The following is a 21,528-nucleotide window of genomic DNA, read 5'->3' on the forward strand; positions in this document are numbered from 1 at the left end:
CCTCGCTATTACTGCATGTGACTGTTGTTGGTATTAACATTAGCGGTATGAGCATCAACACTGGGTTTACTGACCTGACGCCTTGAACGTGCGGGTGTCCAATTCAATGCCCCGATACGTGCCAGATAAACCAAACCTGCCAATAACACCAAAATGAAAATGCTTGCTTCGGCAAAGCCCAACCAGCCACTCTCTTTGATAGAGACTGACCATGCATATAAGTAAAGGGCTTCAACGTCGAAGATGACAAAGAACATGGCAACCAGATAAAACTTTGCCGACAGACGGAGACGGGCACTGCCGACAGAATCAATACCCGATTCATAAGGTATATGTTTTGCTCTGGCTTTCGCTCTGCCCCCAAGAAAGTACGCACCCAGTAACATGAGTGCACACAAACCAAGAGCACCTATCAGGAAAATCGCAAACGCCCAGTGATGGGCCAAAACTCCAGTAGATAAAACTCCAGTAGATGTAGACATACTCGTTGCTTACTCATCAAAAGTGGTGTCAAGGGTCTGCTCTTTTTGCCGGCAGTATTGCACCACATCGATTCATGGGAAGGGATAACAACCAAATCTGAAACAGTGCTAATCAATTTTTTTGATGGCATGGATCGTCTTGGTTTTTATTCCTCTCAACACTTTTATCTGTCATGACAAAAGCACCTGCTTATTTATTTACAAAGCACACACCTTTGATTAACAGTTTGTGCTTATATATCGCTAAAACGTGTCAGTAGAATAAAAAACTATCAACACATTATAACTAGTTTAACCGATAACTCGACTTTACTACACTATTATCTCAGGAAAAACCTGTCTTTCCACTGTACCGATTGGGATATTTTTATGATCAAGTGCACAGTTTCATTGAAAAACATTAAACAGAAGAACATATCTTATTCAATTCTTAATGGATTGTTTCAAAAAGAAACGATTGAAGTTCAATAGCACAACTATTTCTGAAAATAGATTTATTTTATCAATTTAAAAAACGAAAGTTGTTAACAAAACAACATTGTTTTAACTAAAATTCGAAAGGGATAAGAAAATTAATAGGGGATATTTTTAGTGGTAAATATCAGAAATGGGAATGGAAACATGAAAGAATTATTAATAGCAACTTAGAAACAGGCTAATATTTCCACAAATAAAATGGAAATATTAGCCTATAAAACACACGTAATATTACTCGCTTATATTTTCTATCGAAGACTCTTCAGTAGATTCAACAGATTCATCAATGCCGTCTGTTTCATCCGATTCAACTGATGTCACGGTATAAGGTGTTTTCTTATTTTCTATAGCATCGAAAACAGTCAGGACAGATTCATTTTGTTCGTTACTGTTGCGATACAAAAAGAATTGTATTTCAGGTAAACGTGGTAGCCCTTCACTTTCTCCCAAAATTCTTAAATCTGCGTTCTGCATTTCCAAAGGACGAGCAGTGATACCAACCTCTGCGTTGACAGCAGAACGAACAGCAGATATAGACGCGGCTTCATAGGCGATACGCCATGGAATACCACTCATATCAAGTGTTTCAAGAGCAATCTGACGGAACGTGTTGGTTTCGTCCATTACGACTAAAGGTACAGGCTCATTCATCTGTAACTGGAAATCTGGTGCACAGTGCCACAGTACAGGCGAAGAACGTAATACAGTACTAGGATGGTGATTAATTTTTGCTGTGGTTAATGCTAAATCAATTTCATGGTTATCCAGCATACTTTCAATAAACTGACTACGTTTAATACGCACATCAACAGCTATACGCGGATAGACAGAAGCAATACGGTTCAACAGGAAAGGCAGGAGAGTATCAACTGTGTCATCAGACGCTCCTATCCTGAGTTCACCGTCTGCATCATTGTATGTTAATGACGCGGTAGCATCGTCATTAGCACGCAGGATTTGGCGCGCATAACCAAGAAGTTGAAGCCCGTGCTCGGTAAGAAGCTTATTACGCCCGTGGCGAGCAAATAACTCTCTCCCCACAAGGTGCTCTAAACGTTGCATTTGCTGACTGACAGCCGACTGCGTTCTACAAACTGCTGCTGCTGCTGCTGCAAAAGTATTTAAGTCAGCAACGGCAACGAAAGTTCTTAGCAGATCGAGATCGAGGTTTATTATCTGACGATTTGCATTTATCATTGTTTATTCATCACTTTTTTTTGATTTTAATTACTAACTAACCTGGTGTTTTTACTTCAGCAGTATCAAATAAAATAATACCGATTCTGACATTACTCTACTCTATTAAAGAGGGCAAAGGTTTACTGCATTTTTTTACTATTTATATCATCATGGGTTTTATTTTCTCCTTTATTTAACAAAATTTATGCAATCTTTAAATTAATACACAAACAAAAACCTATTTACCTCACATAATCACTAATTTCCAGTACAAATAGTCTTTTTCTGACTTACCGCAAAGAATAACATAACTTCAATTCGGAAAACTTAACCAAACTAAACAATATTAGTATTTTTAATGAATTAATACTTTTCTCGAAAAGTCATGAAAATGTTACAGGTAAAAATTCAAAAACATTGCCAAAGTATCTATGATAAAACCCTTAATTAATTTTATGTCGGCAAAGATAAATTATAAGAATACATTATACAAATTATCTTACTTTTATTGACAATTCAGCTTGCATTTCTGCTTTAGGTTAAAGAATCAGTGCCAGATGCTTTCTCATCTCAGTCAGCCAACTAAAAACAGCTCATTATGCAGAATTAAATTCCAACATAATAAAAAAAATTGAAACTATAATCCAATAAAGCTGATGTTTTCAGATAGCAGACTTATGCATTAGACTTTAAAACAATCATTTTCACCAAAGATATCAGAGGCTCTTCAAAAGATTGACAGAGAGGAGTACATTGAACATCACATTTTGTAGGCCGGATCAGATCCACTTTTGCCCAGAGAAAAGGTTAAGGCATCGTATGTTTTCCATTAATAAATCCAGCAAATTAGATAATGTCTGTTATGACATTCGAGGTAATACACTCAAAGAAGCCAAACGGCTTGAAGAGGAAGGGAATAAGGTACTGAAATTAAACATTGGTAATCCGGCACCATTTGGTTTCGAAGCACCTGATGAAATTTTAGTTGATGTCATCCGCAATTTGTCAACAGCCCAGGGCTATTCTGACTCAAAAGGTCTGTACTCTGCGCGCAAGGCAGTCATGCAACATTATCAGGCCCGAAATATGCTGGATGTTACCGTTGAAGATATCTTTATTGGTAACGGTGTTTCTGAACTTATTGTTCAGTCTATGCAGGCCTTGCTCGATACTGGCGATGAAATGCTGGTTCCAGCTCCCGATTATCCACTCTGGACAGCCGCCGTTTCTCTCTCCAGCGGCAAATCTGTCCACTATTTATGTGATGAACAACAAGGCTGGTTCCCTGATTTAGATGATATCCGCCGTAAAATCACACCACGTACCCGCGGTATTGTCATTATTAACCCGAACAACCCGACAGGGGCGGTATACAGTAAAGAAATCCTGCTGGAAATTGTGGAAATTGCCCGCCAGCATAATCTGATTATTTTTGCTGACGAAATTTACGACAAGATCCTATACGATGACGCTCAACATCATTCCATCGCCACACTGGCACCAGATCTTTTTACCGTCACCTTTAACGGCCTGTCAAAAACCTATCGTGTTGCGGGATTCCGTCAGGGTTGGATGGTACTGAATGGCCCGAAAAAACAGGCAAAAGGCTATATTGAAGGATTGGAAATGTTGGCATCTATGCGTCTTTGTGCCAACGTCCCGATGCAACATGCAATTCAAACTGCATTAGGTGGCTATCAAAGCATCAGTGAGTTCATTTTTCCGGGAGGACGCCTCTATGAACAACGCAATCACGCCTGGGAACTGATTAATCAGATCCCCGGAATTTCCTGTGTGAAACCCATGGGTGCTTTATACATGTTCCCTAAAATTGATACCAAGCGTTTCAATATTTATGATGACCAGAAAATGGTCTTGGATCTTTTACTACAGGAAAAAGTGTTGTTGGTTCAGGGAACTGCATTTAACTGGCCAGAACCAGATCACTTCCGCATTGTTACCCTGCCACATATCGCGGATCTGCAAATGGCTATTGAGAAATTTGCCCGTTTTATCGGTAAATATCACCAATAAACATCAAAAAAATGACTAAACGCTATTCGATTAGATAAGCATCAAGATATTAGTCAACTTCAAGATGCAGCCAACAAAGCTGCAACTTGAAGCATAAAACATGTAATACTGTCTTTTTCAACCGCAAATGGTTTACTTCCGTCCAGCCAACGCCCACAATCATAATCATAATCACGTTGTCCCATAGCAAGAGAAGATTATGAGCCATTTTTTCGCCCAATTATCCCGCCTAAAATTGATTAATCGTTGGCCTCTTATGCGAAACGTACGTAAGGAAAATGTTTCAGAACACAGTTTACAGGTTGCATTTGTCGCACATGCACTGGCGATAATAAAAAACCGTAAATTTGGTGGCAATATTAATGCTGAACGGATCGCAATATTAGCAATGTATCATGATGCCAGTGAGGTTATTACTGGTGATTTACCAACGCCAATAAAATACTACAATCCTCAAATTGCCCATGAATATAAAAAAATAGAAAAGATCGCCCAACATAAATTATTAGATATGTTACCAATTGAATTACAAAATGATTTTCGCCCTATTTTAGACGATCAATATTATACTGAAGAAGAAACTAATATTATTAAACAAGCTGATGCGTTATGTGCTTATTTAAAATGTTTGGAAGAATTATCGGCTGGCAATTCTGAATTCAATCAAGCAAAAATCAGGTTAGAAAAAACATTAGAAAAACGTCACAGCCAGGAAATGGATTATTTCATAACCGTATTTGTTCCAAGCTTCAGCCTCTCTCTTGATGAAATTAGCCTATAAAATCAGTCTATAAAAACAATCGGGCAGCTTCACGTTTTCGCGAAGCTGCCCGTTATAGCATCAGAACGGAAAAAGAACGGGAATAATTGCCACACTGATCCCCAATACAATGAATGTAAAAGGCACGCCCAGTTTCAGGAAATCAGCAAATCGATATCCTCCCGGCCCTAATATCAGAGTATTGACGGGAGAAGAAACCGGAGTCATAAACGCCGCTGAAGCCGCTACCCCAATTATCATCGCAAAAGGCAGTGGAGATACCGACATCTCTTTGGCGGCAGCAATGGCAATAGGTGCCATCAACACGGCTGTTGCGGTGTTGGAAATAAATAATCCAATAACGGCACAAAGCACAAACAGGCATATCAACATGGCTCGTGGCCCCATATTACCAGCGATATCCATTAATCCACTGACAATTAAATCAATCCCACCGGTTTTTTGTAATGCCAGTGCAAACGGCATCATACCAACAATCAGAATGAGACTTGGCCAATGAATGGCACGATAAGCACTTTCCATATCAATACAGCGAAATTTTCCCATCAACAGGCAGGCAATCAGAGCGGCGATAAAATTGGGAATTTCATTGGTCAACATCATTGCCACCATTAAAGCAAGACAAAACAACGCATGAGGTGCCTGAGATGCTGCCGGTGCGGCACTTTCCACTTCAATGGGCAAATTCAGCACGATAAAATCAGGCGCTTTGGTTTTCAATTCCCGTACTAACTTCCAGTCACCAATGACCAGCAACATATCACCAAGCAGCAGAGGTTCATCAACCAACTTACCGACCAATGCTTTACCACTGCGTCGGATACCTACTACGTTAAGCCCATAGCGTGTACGGAATTTCATACTGCGCAACGATTGTCCCAACAAATCCGATTCAGGGAGCACAGATATTTCCGCCATGCCGACATCACGGGATTGATCAGAGAAATATTCCCCGCGTAATATCATAGGTTCTAACTGTTGTTCGCTACAGAATTGCCGCAAATCCACATCACTGTCAGACATATCTACCAGCAGAACATCTTGTTGCCGGAATTCCGTTTCGCCGGTTGCAGCGACCATCACACGCCGGAATTTTCGCCAACGCTCAATACCGATAACATTAGCCCCATAACGTGCACGCAATCCCAACTCATCCAGAGAGTGACCAATCAATGGCGAATTTTGCCGGATAGCAAGACGACGGGCGCGCCCGGATAATTTATAGTCACGGATAAGATCACGAAATGAACGATGGTAACGCTCATCAGTTTTCTGGGGAGTTTTGCTTCCCAGCCAATGGCGGACAATCAGCATATAAACAATCCCCGCCAACAAAACTAAAATACCAATAGGTGTAATGGAGAAAAAACCAAAGCCGTGTAACCCTTCACGGACTAACTCACTATTCACCACCATATTGGGAGGAGTCGCAACCAGTGTCATCATGCCACTGATCAGGCCGGCAAACCCTAATGGCATCATTAACCGCCCCGGTGAAGTCTGCATTCTGGTCGCCACACTTAAAACAACAGGGATGAAAATAGCAACAACCCCTGTGGAGCTCATAAAAGCCCCTAGTCCGGCAACCGACAACATCAGCAAAGCCAGCATTCTGGTTTCGCTATTACCTGCAACCCGCACCAGCCAATCTCCCATCTGATAAGCAACACCTGTCCTCACCAGCCCTTCGCCGATAACAAACAGTGCTGCAATCAACAAGACATTGGGATCGCTGAAACCGATTGTAGCTTCATTTAAGGAGAGCGTACCGCTCAGGACAAAAGCAATAATCACCAGTAAAGCCACTACATCCATTCTGACTTTATTGGTCGTGAAAAGAACAATGGCTATCAATAACAGGGTTAATACCCACAACAGTTCGCTATTCAATACGGCCTCTATCAGAAAAGCCGGTCTGTCAACAGGCAGGCCGGGTATTATCAACAAAAACCTAATTGCCATAGGGCATGAATAGAGTAAGTAGACCAATTTTGTCAGAAAAAATCTTCGGCGTAGATCAACAAACTGCCTGATTCATAGCATAAATTGTTACATAGCCACCAGATTTAACAATTTCGATATCTTCCAGATTCGTGATAGTCATATGAATTTCATCTCTGCGTGGAATATCCGGTGAGTCATGAACGACAACGACCTGACAGCCTGCATCCAGCCCGGCATGAATTCCCGCCGCTGCATCTTCAAAGACCACACACTCTTCTGGCAACAATCCCAATTTTTGCGCGCCCAACAAATAAGGTTCAGGATTTGGTTTACCGTTTTTGACAGATTCAGCCGTTACCCAATGAGCAGGTTCCGGTAACTCCGCCACTTTATGGCGGGCAGAAGCAAGAGGAACAGTCCCCGATGTCACAATTGCCCACGGAATATCCAGCGCATTCAGTTTATCAATCAGAGCAATGGCACCGGGTAAAGCGGCAATACCTTCCGTATCTTCCGTTTCAAGTTTTTCAATCCACTTGAAAATGCTGTCAATCTCTTCTTCCGTGGCATCAGGCATAAAATGGCGTAATGATAATATCGCCGGAGTACCGTGAACATAGTTCAGAACCTCATCACGGTCGATACCCATTTTATCAGCGAACTTAATCCATGCCCGCTCAACCGCAGGCAGTGAATCAATCAGAGTACCATCCAAATCAAATAAAAAACCTCTACATTTCAGTACCAAAACCCAACTCCTTCAAATGCAGTCGTGTGTTAATAATCTGGCATATCTCAACAATATTCATTCAGGTGGCATTAGCCGAGAGTAAAAAACCTGAATGAAAATCTACATAGGCAAGATAGCGTAAAAAGTTCTGAATGGGGAATTTATCAGTCAACTGATTCAAAAACCGTCAGAATGGACTCTGACGGTTTAAATATCATCAAGGAAAGAGTTATCCAACTGTTTGAACGCCCGTTTCAGCAATTCAGCCAGTGATAAGTAAGTCGGCGTGCTTTCTACTGGCATCATTGCGATCCCGGCTTTAGCAAATTTCTCACGAATTTCATAAAACCATTTCAGCAGACTTTCAGGCAAAGGCGTTGCTGCCCGTTTTCCCAGCCACCATAACCCCTGCAACGGCAGACTACAGGCAAACAGTGCTGTCGCAACAGATGGCCCTAACTGCCCGCCCAATGCGATTTGCCAGGTTAAGGTAAAGATCGCCAATGGCGGCATAAAGCGAATGCCAAAGCGAGTCGCTTTAATAACACGGTTTTCTGGAAACACAGGCGCAAGCTGTTTTTCCAGTGGCCATATTTTCAGATATTGTTGCCCTAACTGGACTTTTTTAAACCAACCCTGGTTGACAGGTGGCGTCATATTCATCATGACCTCAATCAATTAAAAGCATAGTTTTTAAAAAATCCCTACAAAAGATAAAATCTTTTTTGTAGTATTAAGTATATTTTGTCTTTATTACTGGCAAACGGTATCCTACACAGACTTTTGTGTTGTTGCAGCAACAAAACAGAAAAACCGCCTGTTTCCGCAACATTTTGGTTCGTTTGTTAATAAATTGCTTCATTTTTTTAACACTTTTCTTATTTAAGATTAGATCACAACAAGATAATAGGTAATTCCATGTCAAGTAAGCTGGTACTGGTTCTTAATTGCGGTAGCTCCTCTCTGAAATTCGCTATCATCGATCCTGCCAATGGTGAAGAATATCTGTCTGGTTTGGCTGAATGTTTTGGTCTGCCAGAAGCCCGTATTAAATGGAAAATAGATGGCGCGAAAAACGAAGCTGCTTTAGGTGCCGGCGCAGCACACAGTGAAGCTTTGAACTTCATTGTTAATACGATTTTGTCTGAAAAGCCAGAACTTTCTGAGCAAATTTCAGCCATCGGTCACCGTATCGTTCACGGCGGTGAAAAATTCACTTCTTCTGTGATTATCACTGATGAAGTTATCAAAGGTATTGAAGCGGCGATCCCATTCGCACCACTGCACAACCCTGCACACCTGATCGGTATCGCAGAAGCGAAAAAAGCCTTCCCTCATCTGGTTGAGAAAAACATTGCAGTATTTGATACCGCATTCCACCAGTCTATGCCTGAAGAAGCGTACCTGTATGCACTGCCATACAATTTGTACAAAGAACATGGCATCCGCCGTTACGGTGCACACGGTACTAGCCATTTCTATGTTTCCCGTGAAGCAGCTAAGATGCTGAACAAACCCGTTGAAGAACTGAACATTATCACTTGCCACTTGGGTAACGGTGGCTCTGTTTCTGCCATTGTTAACGGTAAGTGTGTTGATACTTCTATGGGTCTGACCCCACTGGAAGGCCTGGTTATGGGTACTCGCAGCGGTGACATCGACCCAGCTATCGTATTCCACCTGCATGATGCAATGGGCATGAGCATTGACCAGATCAATACTTTACTGACCAAAGAATCCGGTTTCCTAGGTCTGACTGAAGTGACCAGCGACTGCCGTTATGTAGAAGATAACTACGAAACCAAAGCAGATGCAAAACGTGCAATGGACGTTTACTGCCACCGTCTGGCGAAATATATCGGTGCTTACGGTGCATTGATGGAAGGTCGTCTGGATGCAGTCATCTTCACTGGCGGCATCGGTGAAAACTCTGCTCTGGTTCGTGAGCTGACTCTGAAAAAAGTTGCTCTGCTAGGCTTTGAATACGATCACGAGCGTAACCTTGCCGCGCGTTTCGGTAAAGATGGCGTGATCACAACTGACAACAGCCGTCCTGCTCTGGTGATCCCAACCAATGAAGAATTGGTGATCGCTCAGGACTCAGCGCGCCTGACTGCATAAGTAATATAACTTCTGATAACCGCCAGCATTGCTGGCGGTTATTTATCACATTAAAGTAACGTTGATTGACTGACGAGCAACCGTTAAAGAGGTTTCCGTGTCCCGTACAATTATGTTGATCCCTACTGGCACCAGCGTTGGTTTAACCAGTGTCAGCCTGGGTGTAATCCGCTCCATGGAGCAAAAAGGCGTTCGTCTGAGTGTCTTCAAACCTATCGCGCAACAACGTAACAGTGGCTCCCAAGACAGAACCACAACGATTATCCGCTCTCACTCCAGCATTCCTGCTACTGATCCACTGGATATGGCTTATGTGGAATCTCTTCTGACCACCAACAAAAAAGATATGTTGATGGAAGAGATCGTGGCTCGCTACCACGCTAACACCAAAGACGCAGAAGTGGTTCTGATCGAAGGTTTGGTTCCGACTCGTAAACATCCATTTGCGCAGTCTCTGAACTATGAAATCGCCAAGACACTGAATGCTGAAATCGTGTTCGTTACTGCATTGGGTACTCACTCCCCGGAACAATTAAAAGAACAGATTGAACTGAGCCGCGCAGAATACGGTGGAAGCAAGAACAAGAACATCATCGGTGTCATTGTCAACAAACTAAATGCTCCGGTTGATGAGCAAGGTCGCACTCGTCCTGACCTGTCCGAAATCTTCGACGAAGCAACAAAAGCCACCATTACTAATGTTGATCCGGAAACTGCATTCAAAAACAGCCCACTGCCAATTCTCGGCTGCATTCCATGGAATTTCGATCTGATCGCCACCCGTGCGATTGACATGGCAAAACACCTGAAAGCAGACATTATCAATGAAGGTGCTATCCAAACCCGCCGTATCAAGTCTGTGACTTTCTGTGCCCGCAGCATTCCAAACATGCTGGAATACTTCCGTCCTGGCTCTCTGCTGGTGACTTCAGCAGACCGTCCTGATGTTCTGATCACTGCTTGTCTGGCAGCCATGAACGGCGTTGAAGTTGGTGCGGTCCTGTTGACTGGTGGTTATAAGATTGATGACTCCATCCGTGAACTGTGTGAACGTGCATTCAGCACCGGTTTGCCTGTATTCACTGTGAAAACCAATACCTGGCAAACTTCCCTGAACCTGCAAAGTTTCAGTCTGGAAGTTCCTGCGGATGACCACGAGCGTATCGAAAAACTGCAAAACTACGTTGCACAGCACATCAGCAACGAGTGGATTGATTCCCTGGCAGCCGCTTCTGAGCGTCCGAATCGCCTGTCTCCACCAGCATTCCGTTACCAGCTGACCGAACTGGCACGTCAGGCTGGCAAACGTATCGTTCTGCCGGAAGGTGATGAGCCACGTACTGTTAAAGCAGCGTCTATCTGTGCTGAGCGTGGTATCGCTGAATGTATTCTGCTCGGTGATCCAGAAGAAATCCGCCGTGTGGCAGCCGCTCAGGGTGTTGAACTGGGTGCTGGCGTTGAAATCGTTAACCCGGCTTCTGTACGTGAACATTATGTTCCACGTCTGGTTGAACTACGTAAAAACAAAGGCATGACCGAAGTTGTTGCCCGTGAACAACTGGAAGACAACGTTGTTCTGGGCACAATGATGCTGGAACAAAGCGAAGTTGATGGTCTGGTTTCCGGTGCTGTTCACACAACGGCAAACACTATCCGTCCACCATTGCAGTTAATTAAAACTGCACCAAACAGCTCTCTGGTCTCTTCTGTATTCTTCATGTTGCTGCCAGAACAAGTGCTGGTTTACGGTGACTGTGCAATCAACCCGGATCCAACCGCTGAGCAACTGTCTGAAATCGCGATTCAGTCCGCAGATTCTGCAAAAGCATTTGGTATCGAACCTCGTGTTGCCATGATCTCCTACTCCACCGGCAACTCTGGTGCCGGCAGCGATGTAGAGAAAGTTCGCGAAGCAACCCGCCTGGCACAGGAAAAACGCCCGGATCTGATCATTGACGGCCCATTGCAGTACGATGCGGCTATCATGGCAGACGTAGCAAAATCCAAAGCACCAAACTCTCCGGTTGCTGGTCAGGCTACTGTGTTCATCTTCCCGGATCTGAACACCGGTAACACCACTTATAAAGCAGTACAGCGCTCTGCGGATCTGGTTTCTATCGGGCCAATGCTGCAAGGTATGCGTAAACCTGTTAACGACCTGTCCCGTGGCGCACTGGTTGACGACATCGTTTATACCGTTGCACTGACTGCTATTCAGGCAACTCAGCAGGAAAACGAGTAATTTTTACGTGAGCTTGTCTTCTACAATCCCGGCTTTTAGCCGGGATTGAGTAAAACGGAATTTGGTATCACAATCACAAAGAGTTGCAAAGATATTTCAGCTTCCATCTGGTATAACAATATAAATAAAGGAATAATATTTATCCGATTAATATTTTTCCACAATCTATCTATAATAGAATTTAAATAATATTTATTTAACTCAATAAACTTAAAATATTATTAATTAATAAACTATCAGAAATAACTTCTAATAACAGTAATAGATTGAAAATTAACTGACAGTTATTTATTTTCTGATATTCAAATTCTATTAATTAATCATCTCTATAATCGTTTTCTGCTGCTTTTTCCGCATACGCCATAAAATTTCCAATATCACAAACCAGATAGGTGTGCCAAATAATGCAATACGCGTATCATAATCAAAGATCATAATCACTACTGTGAAAGCAAAAAATATCAGGGTACACCATGTCATCGGAATGCCCATTGGCATTTTATATGCAGAAACCTGATGTAAATCAGGCCGTTTCTTACGGTACGCCAGATAAGCAAGCAATATCATGCACCAACTATAAACAACCATGATGGCTGCCACAGTTGAAACAATGGTAAATAACTTCATAACATCGGGAATAATAAACAGCAGAAGGACACCACTTGCCATACAGACAACAGAGAATATCAGGCTGAAAATTGGGATTGCATTACCCACCGAAAGCAACCCAAATTTACCATGTGCCAGCTTTTCCGTGGACAAGCCATACAACATGCGGGTACAGGCGTATAATCCACTGTTTGCTGAGGACATAGCTGAGGTCAGTGCCACAAAATTGATGACTGCGGCGGCGGCCGGTAATCCGGCTAATGCAAACAACGTAACAAATGGGCTGACTTCAGGAGAGATGTGCGGCCATGAAGTGACGGCAATAATGCACATCATGGAAAATACATAGAAAATAATGATACGGATAGGAATACTATTAATGGATTTTGGTAAGATTTTCTCCGGCTCTTTCGTTTCAGCCGTAACTGTACCCACCAGCTCAATGCCAGTAAAAGAGAAAATGGCAATTTGAAAACCCGCCAGAAACCCGATTACACCATTGGGCAAGAATACTTCTGGCTCAGTCAGATGACGAACAGATGCTGTTACTCCATTAGGTGAAGTCCAGCCAACAACAACCATTCCTACCCCAACAATAATCAGTGCAATTATTGCCACTACTTTGATCATGGCAAACCAAAATTCAGCCTCTCCGAACAATCGCACCGTAAAAAAGTTACATAAACACATCAATCCCAAAATAAACAACGCGGTAAACCAGAGGGAAATATCAGGAAACCAGTACTGAATATAGCCACCACATACCACAACATCAGCAATGCAGCTCACTACCCAGCTCATCCAATATGTCCATCCCAGAAAATAACTGGCTTTTTCCCCTAAATAATCAGCAACAAAATCAGCGAACGTACGGTAATCCAGCTTAGTGAGCAATAGTTCTCCCATTGCTCGCATAACCATAAAGGCAAAAAAACCGATCAACAGGTAAGTCAAAATAATGGATGTGCCTGATACAGCTATGGTTTTCCCTGTCCCCATGAATAGACCTGTCCCGATAGCTCCGCCAATGGCAATTAACTGGACATGGCGTTTTCCTAATCCACGGTGAAGTTTCTGTGCACCTATCGGCTGCTCTACAGGTGTTTTTACCGTATTTGTCATCAATAACCTCCACGGTTTTCTGTTTATTATGAATTTACATAAATTGATTACATTATTTGCTCCAATAACAGACCCGCTCTTAGACCAATGGCAACATTGGCATTGGGGAACAAAATAAAGTTTGCCGGGGAAATAATTTCCCAGAATTGATTTTCCTGACTGGCAATTTCAAAACCATCCGGCAGTGCAGTGAAGTTTTTTGTATTTTCTGGAATATGAAGCCGGAAACTACTGTCTTGTTTGATAATTGAATCGATAACGCGGTAACGTTTGATTGTCGGTTTTTCCCGTTTAACAGAGAACGAGCCTGCTACCAGATCATGTAATGCCATCGTGATATTTCTGAATTTAGTCAGCTCATTCTGTCCAAAGGGATACGCCTTGCCAATTTCCATCGTACAACTATCCATGTTGAAATATTGGCTGGTAAATTGACTGAATGTACCACCTTCACTTTTATGGAAAACCAGTGCATCAATATCGCTTCCCTCCAGCCATTGTAATAAATCAGCCGCATACTCACGCTGTTGGAAAGGTAATAACGCAAATTGTTCATGACAAGAGCCACGAATGGCAGTATGCAGATCAAGATGCCAGCGTCGTGCTGATGCCATAACCATCGGCTCCTGAAAGAATTGCTGTATCACAGATTCCAGTTCTGCTGCCCGCTCTGATTCAATCCCGGCAGGAAAATTCTGATACCGTCCACCAAACATGCGATTGAGATCATTGTGAATATAGCGCTTATTGTCACGCATGGCGGGCAAATTACCGAAAATCAGCAATAGGTTATGTTGTAATGATAAAGTTCCCTGCACCAGTTGTGATAATAATTGGAGCAGAATCTCCACAGGAGCTGTTTCATTACCATGTATCCCTGCGGAAATAATCAATGTATCGCTTTTCCTCTGTTGTGGAATTAGCTGTAATACGCCTTTCGCCAGCCATGTTGCTGTTAATGAGGGCGGGAAGCTGAGCATGTTCTCAAGATTTTTTTCAAGCGACTTCTTTTCAAGCAACAGAGAAAGTAAATCCATTTGACCTCCCGATTAACGCTGAAATTCATAGACAGAGCCAATATCGAGGATCTGAGTTAATTCATCCAGAGCAAAATAGACTTCTGTTAACAATTGTGGATCGGCCAGATCATCGGCATACAAAGAATCACGATAATGACGTTCAACCCAGTCCGTTAAACGCAGGTACAGCTCTGGGGTCATCAGTACAGCCGGATTGACTGCTGCCAATTCTTTCTCTTTCATGGCAACCCGAAGCCGCAGACAAGCCGGCCCGCCACCGTTACGCATACTTTCGCGCAAATCAAAGAAATGGAGTTTACTGATAGGTGAATTTTCTGACGCAACCAGAGACTGTAAGTACGCTGAAACATTGGCATTTTGCCGGCACTCTTCCGGCAAAATCAGCATCATGCTGCCATCAGGCTGGCTTAATAACTGACTGTTGAAAAGATAAGATCTTACCGTATCCTGAATGGTCACTTGCGATGCCGGTACTTCAATTGTGATCAACTTTTGCTCCAGATGGGCCAGTTTTTCCTTAAGTTCAGCCAATACTGACTGCTGGTTTAAAAATGCCTGTTCATGATAGAAAAAAACATTCCGGTTACTGACAGCAATCACATCGTTATGGAAGACTCCGCTATCAATAGCAATGGGATTCTGCTGAGCAAAGACAATTTGTGTTTCCTCAAGCTGATGTAATCGTGCGATGGCCTGACTTGCTTCCAATGTCTGCCGCGCAGGATAATGTTCTGATGTTATCCCATACTGAAAGGCACTACGCCCATAAACAAATAACTGCACTCCCGCTTCATCATACTCACCACAAAAACGATTATGATTTGCTGCGCCCTCATCGCCCCAATCAGCATGTTGGGGTAATGGATCATGGTGGACAAAATAGTTTTGATCGGAAAAAACCGCCTTTAATATCTGGGATGTTGTGACACTTTCCAGTGAGCGATGCAGCTTGTTATTTAAATTTGCTACCGTAAAGTGAACTCGCCGATCTGCACTATCAGCAGAAGGTGAAACTGTTGCTGCATTAGCTGTCCACATGGCAGAAGCTGAACTGAGATTGGACAGTAACAACGGTGAATAACGTGCAGCTTTACTTAATACCTGCTCATCATTGCCTGTAAACCCAAGTTGCCGCAGGGCGGGTAGATTAGGGCGTTGTTGCGGGGGCAAAATCCCCTGTACTAATCCCATATCAGACAATGCTTTCATTTTTAGTAACCCCTGAAGTGCCGCTCTACGGGGATTAGACTCTTGTCCACGATGATTCATTGAGGCTTCATTACCCATCGACAACCCGGCATAATGATGCGTCATGCCCACCAAACCATCAAAGTTTGCTTCAATTCCCGACATAATGACCTCGGTTCTTCTGCTGTTCATTGAAAATGATGTTAATCGGAAAAATTAAGAGCGGAAAAAATCAAGCCCCGGCACAGGTGTATCAGGCAGAGTTAATTTGTCTGTCGCCAGAGATGCCATCGGCCAGGCACAATAATCTGCGGCATAGTAAGCACTTGGGCGATGATTACCTGATGCGCCAATCCCGCCAAAAGGTGCTTTGCTGGAAGCGCCGGTCAATGGTTTATTCCAGTTCACAATTCCGGCTCTTGCTTCCTCTAACAAACGCTGAAAAAGACTCTCATCAGGTGATATCAATCCCGATGCCAGACCAAATCGAGTGTCATTAGCAATGGAAATAGCCTCCTCAAAACTGTCGTAGCGTTGCAAAGTCAATAGAGGGCCGAAATATTCTTCATCGGGAATATGACTGACACCCGTCAGATCGATAATACCAGGGGTCATAAATGTTGAGTGAGGATCGGGCTGTGTCAAAATGAGCAAGGCAGTACCTCCCAATGCTAATAATCGGGATTGAGCATCCAGTAAGCTTTCTGCCGCAGTCAAAGAGATAACTCCGCCCATGAAAGGTTGAGGATCTGCATCCCAACGGGATGGAACTATCTGACGCGTTGCTTCGACCAACCGCTGGATCAGTGCATCTCCCCTCTCTCCACGTCTTACCAACAACCTGCGAGCACAAGTACAACGTTGCCCGGCGGAGATAAATGCGGATTGAATAATGGTATACACGGCTGCATCCAGATCCTCATAATCATCCACGATCAAGGCATTGTTGCCTCCCATCTCCAACGCCAGCATTTTTTCCGGTTGCCCGGCCAGCAAACGGTGGAAATGAAAACCGGTTGTTGCACTGCCCGTAAACAACACACCGTCAATCTCGCAGCTATCCAGTAAAGCACCGCCAGTATCTCTGCCTCCCTGAACGAGATTCAGCACTCCCGCAGGTAAGCCCGCTCTGACCCATAAAGCCATGGTTTTTTCTGCTGTTATTGGGGTCAGTTCACTTGGTTTAAATACTAATGTGTTACCGGCAATTAATGCAGGGACGATATGACCGTTAGGTAAATGTCCCGGGAAATTGTAAGGGCCGAAAACTGCCATCACACCGTGGGGGCGATGCTGTAATATGGCTTTGCCGTCCGGCATAGTGGTTTCAAAATAACCTGTCCGTTGCTGCCATGCTTCAATGGAAATAGCAACTTTACCAATCATGGCTTGAACTTCCGCCCGGGTTTCCCACAACGGTTTGCTGGTTTCTTCACTGATCACACGGGCAATTGTTTCTTTTTCCTGTGCTAATAAATCAGCAAACGTCTGAACAATAGCAATACGCTTTTCAGCTGCCAGTTTTGCCCATGCCGGAAACGCTCTACGGGCTGCCTGGCAGGCTTCATCCACTTGATTAACAGAAGCACTATGTGCCTGCCATAAAACTTTCTGATCAACGGGTGAATGTTTGACGATCAGTACACCTTGCCCTGCAATCCAATTACCATCAATGTAATTTGCTTGATAATTCATTGTGAAGTTTCCTCAGAAAAAAGAGCAACACAGCGTACTGACTCCCCTTCCGCCACCTGAATTACATCCATTTCTGCGGAAGTCAACTTCAATTCATTATTATTTAGTTTATGAATGTCAGCAGGATCAGGGATACTCAGTAGCAATGCTTTAAAATCCTGAAAATGTAGGTTAGAAACAATATATAATCTGCCATTACCCTGTCTGGAAACATTTTCGCATTTTTGTACAGACACAAGCTGGCTTGCTTTTACCGCCCGTACATCATCAATATCAGCCTGTAAGATGGCACCGGCATCAAAAATATCGACCAAATCGTGATAGATAAAACCTTCTTTCTCTAAAATGATACGGGCTGGCACAGTATTCTCATGTACCTGCCCGATAGCCCGTTGTGCCTCTTCAGGCAACAGAGGGACATAAATCGGATGGAACGGCATTAATTCAGCAATAAATGTTTTCGCACCAATGCCTGTTAAATAATCCGCCTGTGCAAAAGGGACATTGAAAAAGTGTTGCCCAAGAGCATTCCAGAATGGCGATTCTCCCTGTTTATTTACCACTCCGCGCATTTCCGCGAAAATAGATTTCGGAAAAAGATGACGAAAGGCCGAAATAAATAAGAACCGACTTCTGGAGAGGAAAACACCATTGCGTCCCCCATGATAAGTAGGATCAAGGAACAAGGTACACAATTCACTGCATCCGGTGTAATCCTGACCAACAATTAGTGTTTCAAAAGAGTTGTAAACACCTAATTCACGGGATGAGCGCACAGATTTCTGTACCCGGTAATTATAGAAAGGCTCCTCTAACCCAACCGCAACTTCCAGCGCACTCACCCCAATAACACGATGCTTTTCCGTGTCTTCCAGAGTAAACAAGAATCCCTGTTGTGAGCGTCCGCGGGCATCATTAAATGAATCAATACTGCGTGAAATCCGGGACGCCAAGTATTCCTGATTGTTTGGCAACGATGTTAAACCAACTCCAGCACAAGATGAGAGATTGAGAATATCCCCCAAATCTTTATGTTGAACGGATCTGAATAGCATCATGGTATCACCTCAAAACTACTTTTATTCCTGAACAAATCGCTTGAAGGCGTTTTCAAGTCGGGCAAAGCCTTCGTTGATATCCTGTTGTTCAATATTTAATGCCGGAGCAAAACGCAGCACATCTGGCCCGGCAATCAGGGCAATTAACCCTTCTTCCGCCGCGATATTGGTCAGAGTTTTAGCCTTGCCCTGATATTTTTTCTCCAGCTCTGCCCCCAGTAGTAACCCCTTGCCACGGATTTCACTGAACAACGGGTAACGTTGGTTCAAGGTGGACATCTGCCGGATAAATTCATGGTGACGCGCCTGCACACCTGCCAGAAATTCCCGCTGATTGACGATGCTCAATACCTTATGAGCAACTGCGGCTGCCAATGGGTTACCACCGAATGTTGTACCGTGTGAACCCGGCTGGAAAACCTCGGCAATATGTTGTTTAACCAGCATAGCCCCGATAGGGAAACCACCTCCTAGCCCTTTCGCACTGGTTAATATATCTGGCTCAACACCTGTTTCTTCGTAAGCATACAGATAGCCCGTGCGACCAATTCCTGTCTGTATTTCGTCAAAAATCAGCAGGGCCTGATGTTGATCACACAACTCCCTTAAAGCCTCCAGAAATGCCTGATCAGCAAGGATAATTCCCCCTTCACCAATAATGGGTTCAACAATAACTGCACAGGTCTTTTCAGAAATATGTGCTTTGATCGTTTCAATATCGTTATAAGGGAGGTGAGTAATTTGTTGTGGAAGCGGAGCGAAATCTTGTGAGTATTTGGGTTGCCCCCCAACTGTCACTGTAAATAGTGTCCTGCCGTGAAAAGAGTTTTCAAATGAGATAATTTCGTTTTTATGGCTGCCATATTTATCCAAGGCATATTTTCTGGCAATTTTCAGTGCTGCCTCATTCGCTTCAGCACCAGAGTTACAGAAAAAAACCTTATCAGCAAAGGTACTTTCAACCAGCGCTTGTGCCAGTTTTAGAACAGGTTCATTTGTATAACCATTACCGATATGCCAGAGGTTTTCCATTTGGGCACTTAACGCTTCTTTTAATTCATTATTGGCATGTCCCAATACGTTAACAGCAATACCTCCAGCAAAATCAATGTATCCTTTTCCATCCTGATCCCACACTCTGGAACCTTCAGCTCTGACCGGAATAAACGGTGCCGGTGAAAAACAAGGAACCATATACTGATCAAACCAACTTCTCTGAATCGTTTTCGACATTTGTTTTACCTCGGAAAAATGAACAAGAAAGGCGATAATGAATTTATATTTAATAGAATATTTCTTCAAATTAATAGATAAAATTATATTTTCTATTAATTATTTCTATTGATTTCCAATTAAATTCATTCATTCGATCAACATTTCATTTAATTTTCAAATTAATCTTCCAATGCCTTTTATTGCCTGTTTTGGTTAACAATTAATCGAATCATTACCTTGATTTTTAACAAAGTCAACACAATAAAATCACAACAAATTTACTTTATGATGTTTTTCACAATTTATAAAAATGATTTTTTCTTCAATTTATGCAATGTTCATGCATAAAAACTAAATAAAAAGAGGTATAAAATTAGCGCGGACGAAAAAGCAGCTTTTTTTGCTCGATAATTATTCAGTCCTTGAGGTGATATTTTTTGATCAGATGTATCAAAAAATATTTGCAAATACAAATTTTTAATATAATAAAAAAACATTAGATTAAAATCATATAGTTAGATGATATTTCTATAGAGGAGTGTTAGCGTCATTCAAAGAAATTGGCCTGATAATCCCCCAGAAGCTGATTACCGTTGCTTCTGGAGGATCATTTAATTGTAGTTATACAGCTAGTTGAAACTTATTCAGTAAATATTGATACACCTTCCTTAACTGAATTTTTATTAATGATTCCATCTTTTATAATGGAAGTAGCTTCAATAATATCCGAGTGAGAACAATGTTCAATTAATTTTATCATTAGAGGAGTAGTAATCCAGGCAGAAATATTATTATCCGGCATTTTAGCTACTAACTGATTTACCAATACCCCAATTTCTCCTTTGTAACTTTGATCGGTTTTTCCTGCTTTAAATAGAGTGATTTTTGTATGTGTTAATTTACCACTTAAGTCACAATTAATAATTTTATTTTCAAAAGGAATAGCTTCCAATACTTTATTTATATAAGTATCTTCGGCACCCATCTGCTGTAATTTTTTTGTAACACCTTTAACAACATATGACATATCCATTTGATTTTTTACTCTTTTTAAATCATCGGTATTTATTATTGTATCTAATAAAAATAACCCGATATTTTTTGCTCCGCTCTGTTCAAGTTGAAATGCAATTTCCATCGCTAATTGTCCTCCTAATGACCAGCCTAATATCCTGATAGGCTTATCAATAGAAGTCTCAGTTAAAATCAATTCTAAATAGACCTGAGCTATTTTTTCTAATGAACTAATGTGATATTCCGTAAGCAAATTATAATTATTGATGCCTATACAGTTATATACATTAGATAATTCATTAGCCAGCGAAGTATATACCTCACTACCACAATTCGCTGCATGAACCATAAACAATTTATCTGTTGCTGTTGATTTTGGCGTTAATCGATGAAGCAGCTCACATTTAGAATGCCCATCTTCCAACCATTCTGCTAACAAAGACACAGATCGGTAGCTAAACAATATATGCAATGGGATCTCAATCTCCATTTCACGATGAATAGCGGCTGCCAGTTTAATCGCCAGCAGGGAATTACCGCCGATACGGAAGAAGTTATCTTCAATCCCCACCCGTTCCAGCCCCAATACCGACTGCC

16 protein-coding genes are annotated in these 21,528 nt (G+C 42.4%); 4 read left to right on the top strand and 12 right to left on the bottom strand.

The window, feature by feature from the left end; genetic code table 11:
- Window positions 1-8: 8 nt before the first annotated feature.
- Together Xbud_RS09040 and hexA are read right to left on the bottom strand one after the other, a co-directional pair.
- Complete coding sequence (locus Xbud_RS09040) at window positions 9-482, bottom strand: NADH-quinone oxidoreductase subunit A (protein ID WP_099135749.1); 474 nt, start codon at window positions 480-482, stop codon at window positions 9-11.
- Window positions 483-1,190: 708 nt separating this feature from the next.
- Entirely contained in the window at window positions 1,191-2,156 is a 966-nt protein-coding gene (gene hexA / locus Xbud_RS09045; protein ID WP_099135750.1) for a transcriptional regulator HexA, read from the bottom strand.
- Window positions 2,157-2,957: 801 nt separating this feature from the next.
- Here hexA and Xbud_RS09050 point away from each other — a divergent pair.
- A complete protein-coding gene (locus Xbud_RS09050) occupies window positions 2,958-4,172 on the top strand; it encodes a pyridoxal phosphate-dependent aminotransferase (protein WP_099135751.1) in 1,215 nt (404 codons plus the stop codon).
- Window positions 4,173-4,371: 199 nt separating this feature from the next.
- Entirely contained in the window at window positions 4,372-4,953 is a 582-nt protein-coding gene (yfbR, locus tag Xbud_RS09055; RefSeq protein ID WP_099135752.1) for a 5'-deoxynucleotidase, read from the top strand.
- Window positions 4,954-5,013: 60 nt separating this feature from the next.
- Here yfbR and Xbud_RS09060 read toward each other — a convergent pair whose 3' ends face one another.
- The 3 genes from Xbud_RS09060 to yfbV form a co-directional block, all read right to left on the bottom strand.
- Window positions 5,014-6,843, bottom strand: a complete 1,830-nt coding sequence (locus Xbud_RS09060; RefSeq protein ID WP_099135771.1) for an SLC13 family permease — start codon at window positions 6,841-6,843, stop codon at window positions 5,014-5,016.
- 127 nt (window positions 6,844-6,970) lie between these two features.
- Window positions 6,971-7,645 (bottom strand): sugar phosphatase, encoded by a 675-nt coding sequence (locus Xbud_RS09065; protein ID WP_099135753.1) that lies wholly within the window; start codon window positions 7,643-7,645, stop codon window positions 6,971-6,973.
- A 189-nt stretch (window positions 7,646-7,834) separates the two neighbouring features.
- Window positions 7,835-8,290, bottom strand: a complete 456-nt coding sequence (yfbV, locus tag Xbud_RS09070; protein WP_099135754.1) for a terminus macrodomain insulation protein YfbV — start codon at window positions 8,288-8,290, stop codon at window positions 7,835-7,837.
- 255 nt (window positions 8,291-8,545) lie between these two features.
- Between yfbV and ackA the strand changes: the two genes are divergently transcribed.
- Entirely contained in the window at window positions 8,546-9,748 is a 1,203-nt protein-coding gene (gene ackA, locus Xbud_RS09075) for an acetate kinase (RefSeq protein ID WP_099135755.1), read from the top strand.
- A 97-nt stretch (window positions 9,749-9,845) separates the two neighbouring features.
- On the top strand, window positions 9,846-11,990 hold the full coding sequence (gene pta / locus Xbud_RS09080) for a phosphate acetyltransferase (protein WP_099135756.1): 2,145 nt from the start codon (window positions 9,846-9,848) through the stop codon (window positions 11,988-11,990).
- Between the two features lie 312 nt (window positions 11,991-12,302).
- Here pta and Xbud_RS09085 read toward each other — a convergent pair whose 3' ends face one another.
- From Xbud_RS09085 to Xbud_RS09115, 7 genes are all read right to left on the bottom strand, one after another.
- Window positions 12,303-13,721 (bottom strand): amino acid permease, encoded by a 1,419-nt coding sequence (locus Xbud_RS09085; RefSeq protein WP_099135757.1) that lies wholly within the window; start codon window positions 13,719-13,721, stop codon window positions 12,303-12,305.
- A gap of 47 nt (window positions 13,722-13,768) precedes the next feature.
- Entirely contained in the window at window positions 13,769-14,758 is a 990-nt protein-coding gene (gene astE, locus Xbud_RS09090) for a succinylglutamate desuccinylase (protein WP_099135758.1), read from the bottom strand.
- A 12-nt stretch (window positions 14,759-14,770) separates the two neighbouring features.
- On the bottom strand, window positions 14,771-16,114 hold the full coding sequence (gene astB, locus Xbud_RS09095; protein ID WP_099135759.1) for an N-succinylarginine dihydrolase: 1,344 nt from the start codon (window positions 16,112-16,114) through the stop codon (window positions 14,771-14,773).
- A 51-nt stretch (window positions 16,115-16,165) separates the two neighbouring features.
- Window positions 16,166-17,644: a succinylglutamate-semialdehyde dehydrogenase gene (gene astD / locus Xbud_RS09100; RefSeq protein WP_099135760.1), complete on the bottom strand. Its 1,479-nt coding sequence runs from the start codon at window positions 17,642-17,644 to the stop codon at window positions 16,166-16,168.
- Window positions 17,641-18,702, bottom strand: a complete 1,062-nt coding sequence (gene astA, locus Xbud_RS09105; RefSeq protein WP_099135761.1) for an arginine N-succinyltransferase — start codon at window positions 18,700-18,702, stop codon at window positions 17,641-17,643. Before astA ends, astD begins: the two co-directional genes overlap by 4 nt.
- Before the next feature lie 21 nt (window positions 18,703-18,723).
- Window positions 18,724-19,935, bottom strand: a complete 1,212-nt coding sequence (locus Xbud_RS09110; protein ID WP_099135762.1) for an aspartate aminotransferase family protein — start codon at window positions 19,933-19,935, stop codon at window positions 18,724-18,726.
- A gap of 622 nt (window positions 19,936-20,557) precedes the next feature.
- On the bottom strand, window positions 20,558-21,528 hold a 971-nt coding region (locus tag Xbud_RS09115), incomplete at its 5' end, for a thioesterase domain-containing protein (RefSeq protein ID WP_244589893.1).

It is taken from the genome of Xenorhabdus budapestensis (assembly GCF_002632465.1).
Lineage (GTDB): Bacteria > Pseudomonadota > Gammaproteobacteria > Enterobacterales > Enterobacteriaceae > Xenorhabdus > Xenorhabdus budapestensis.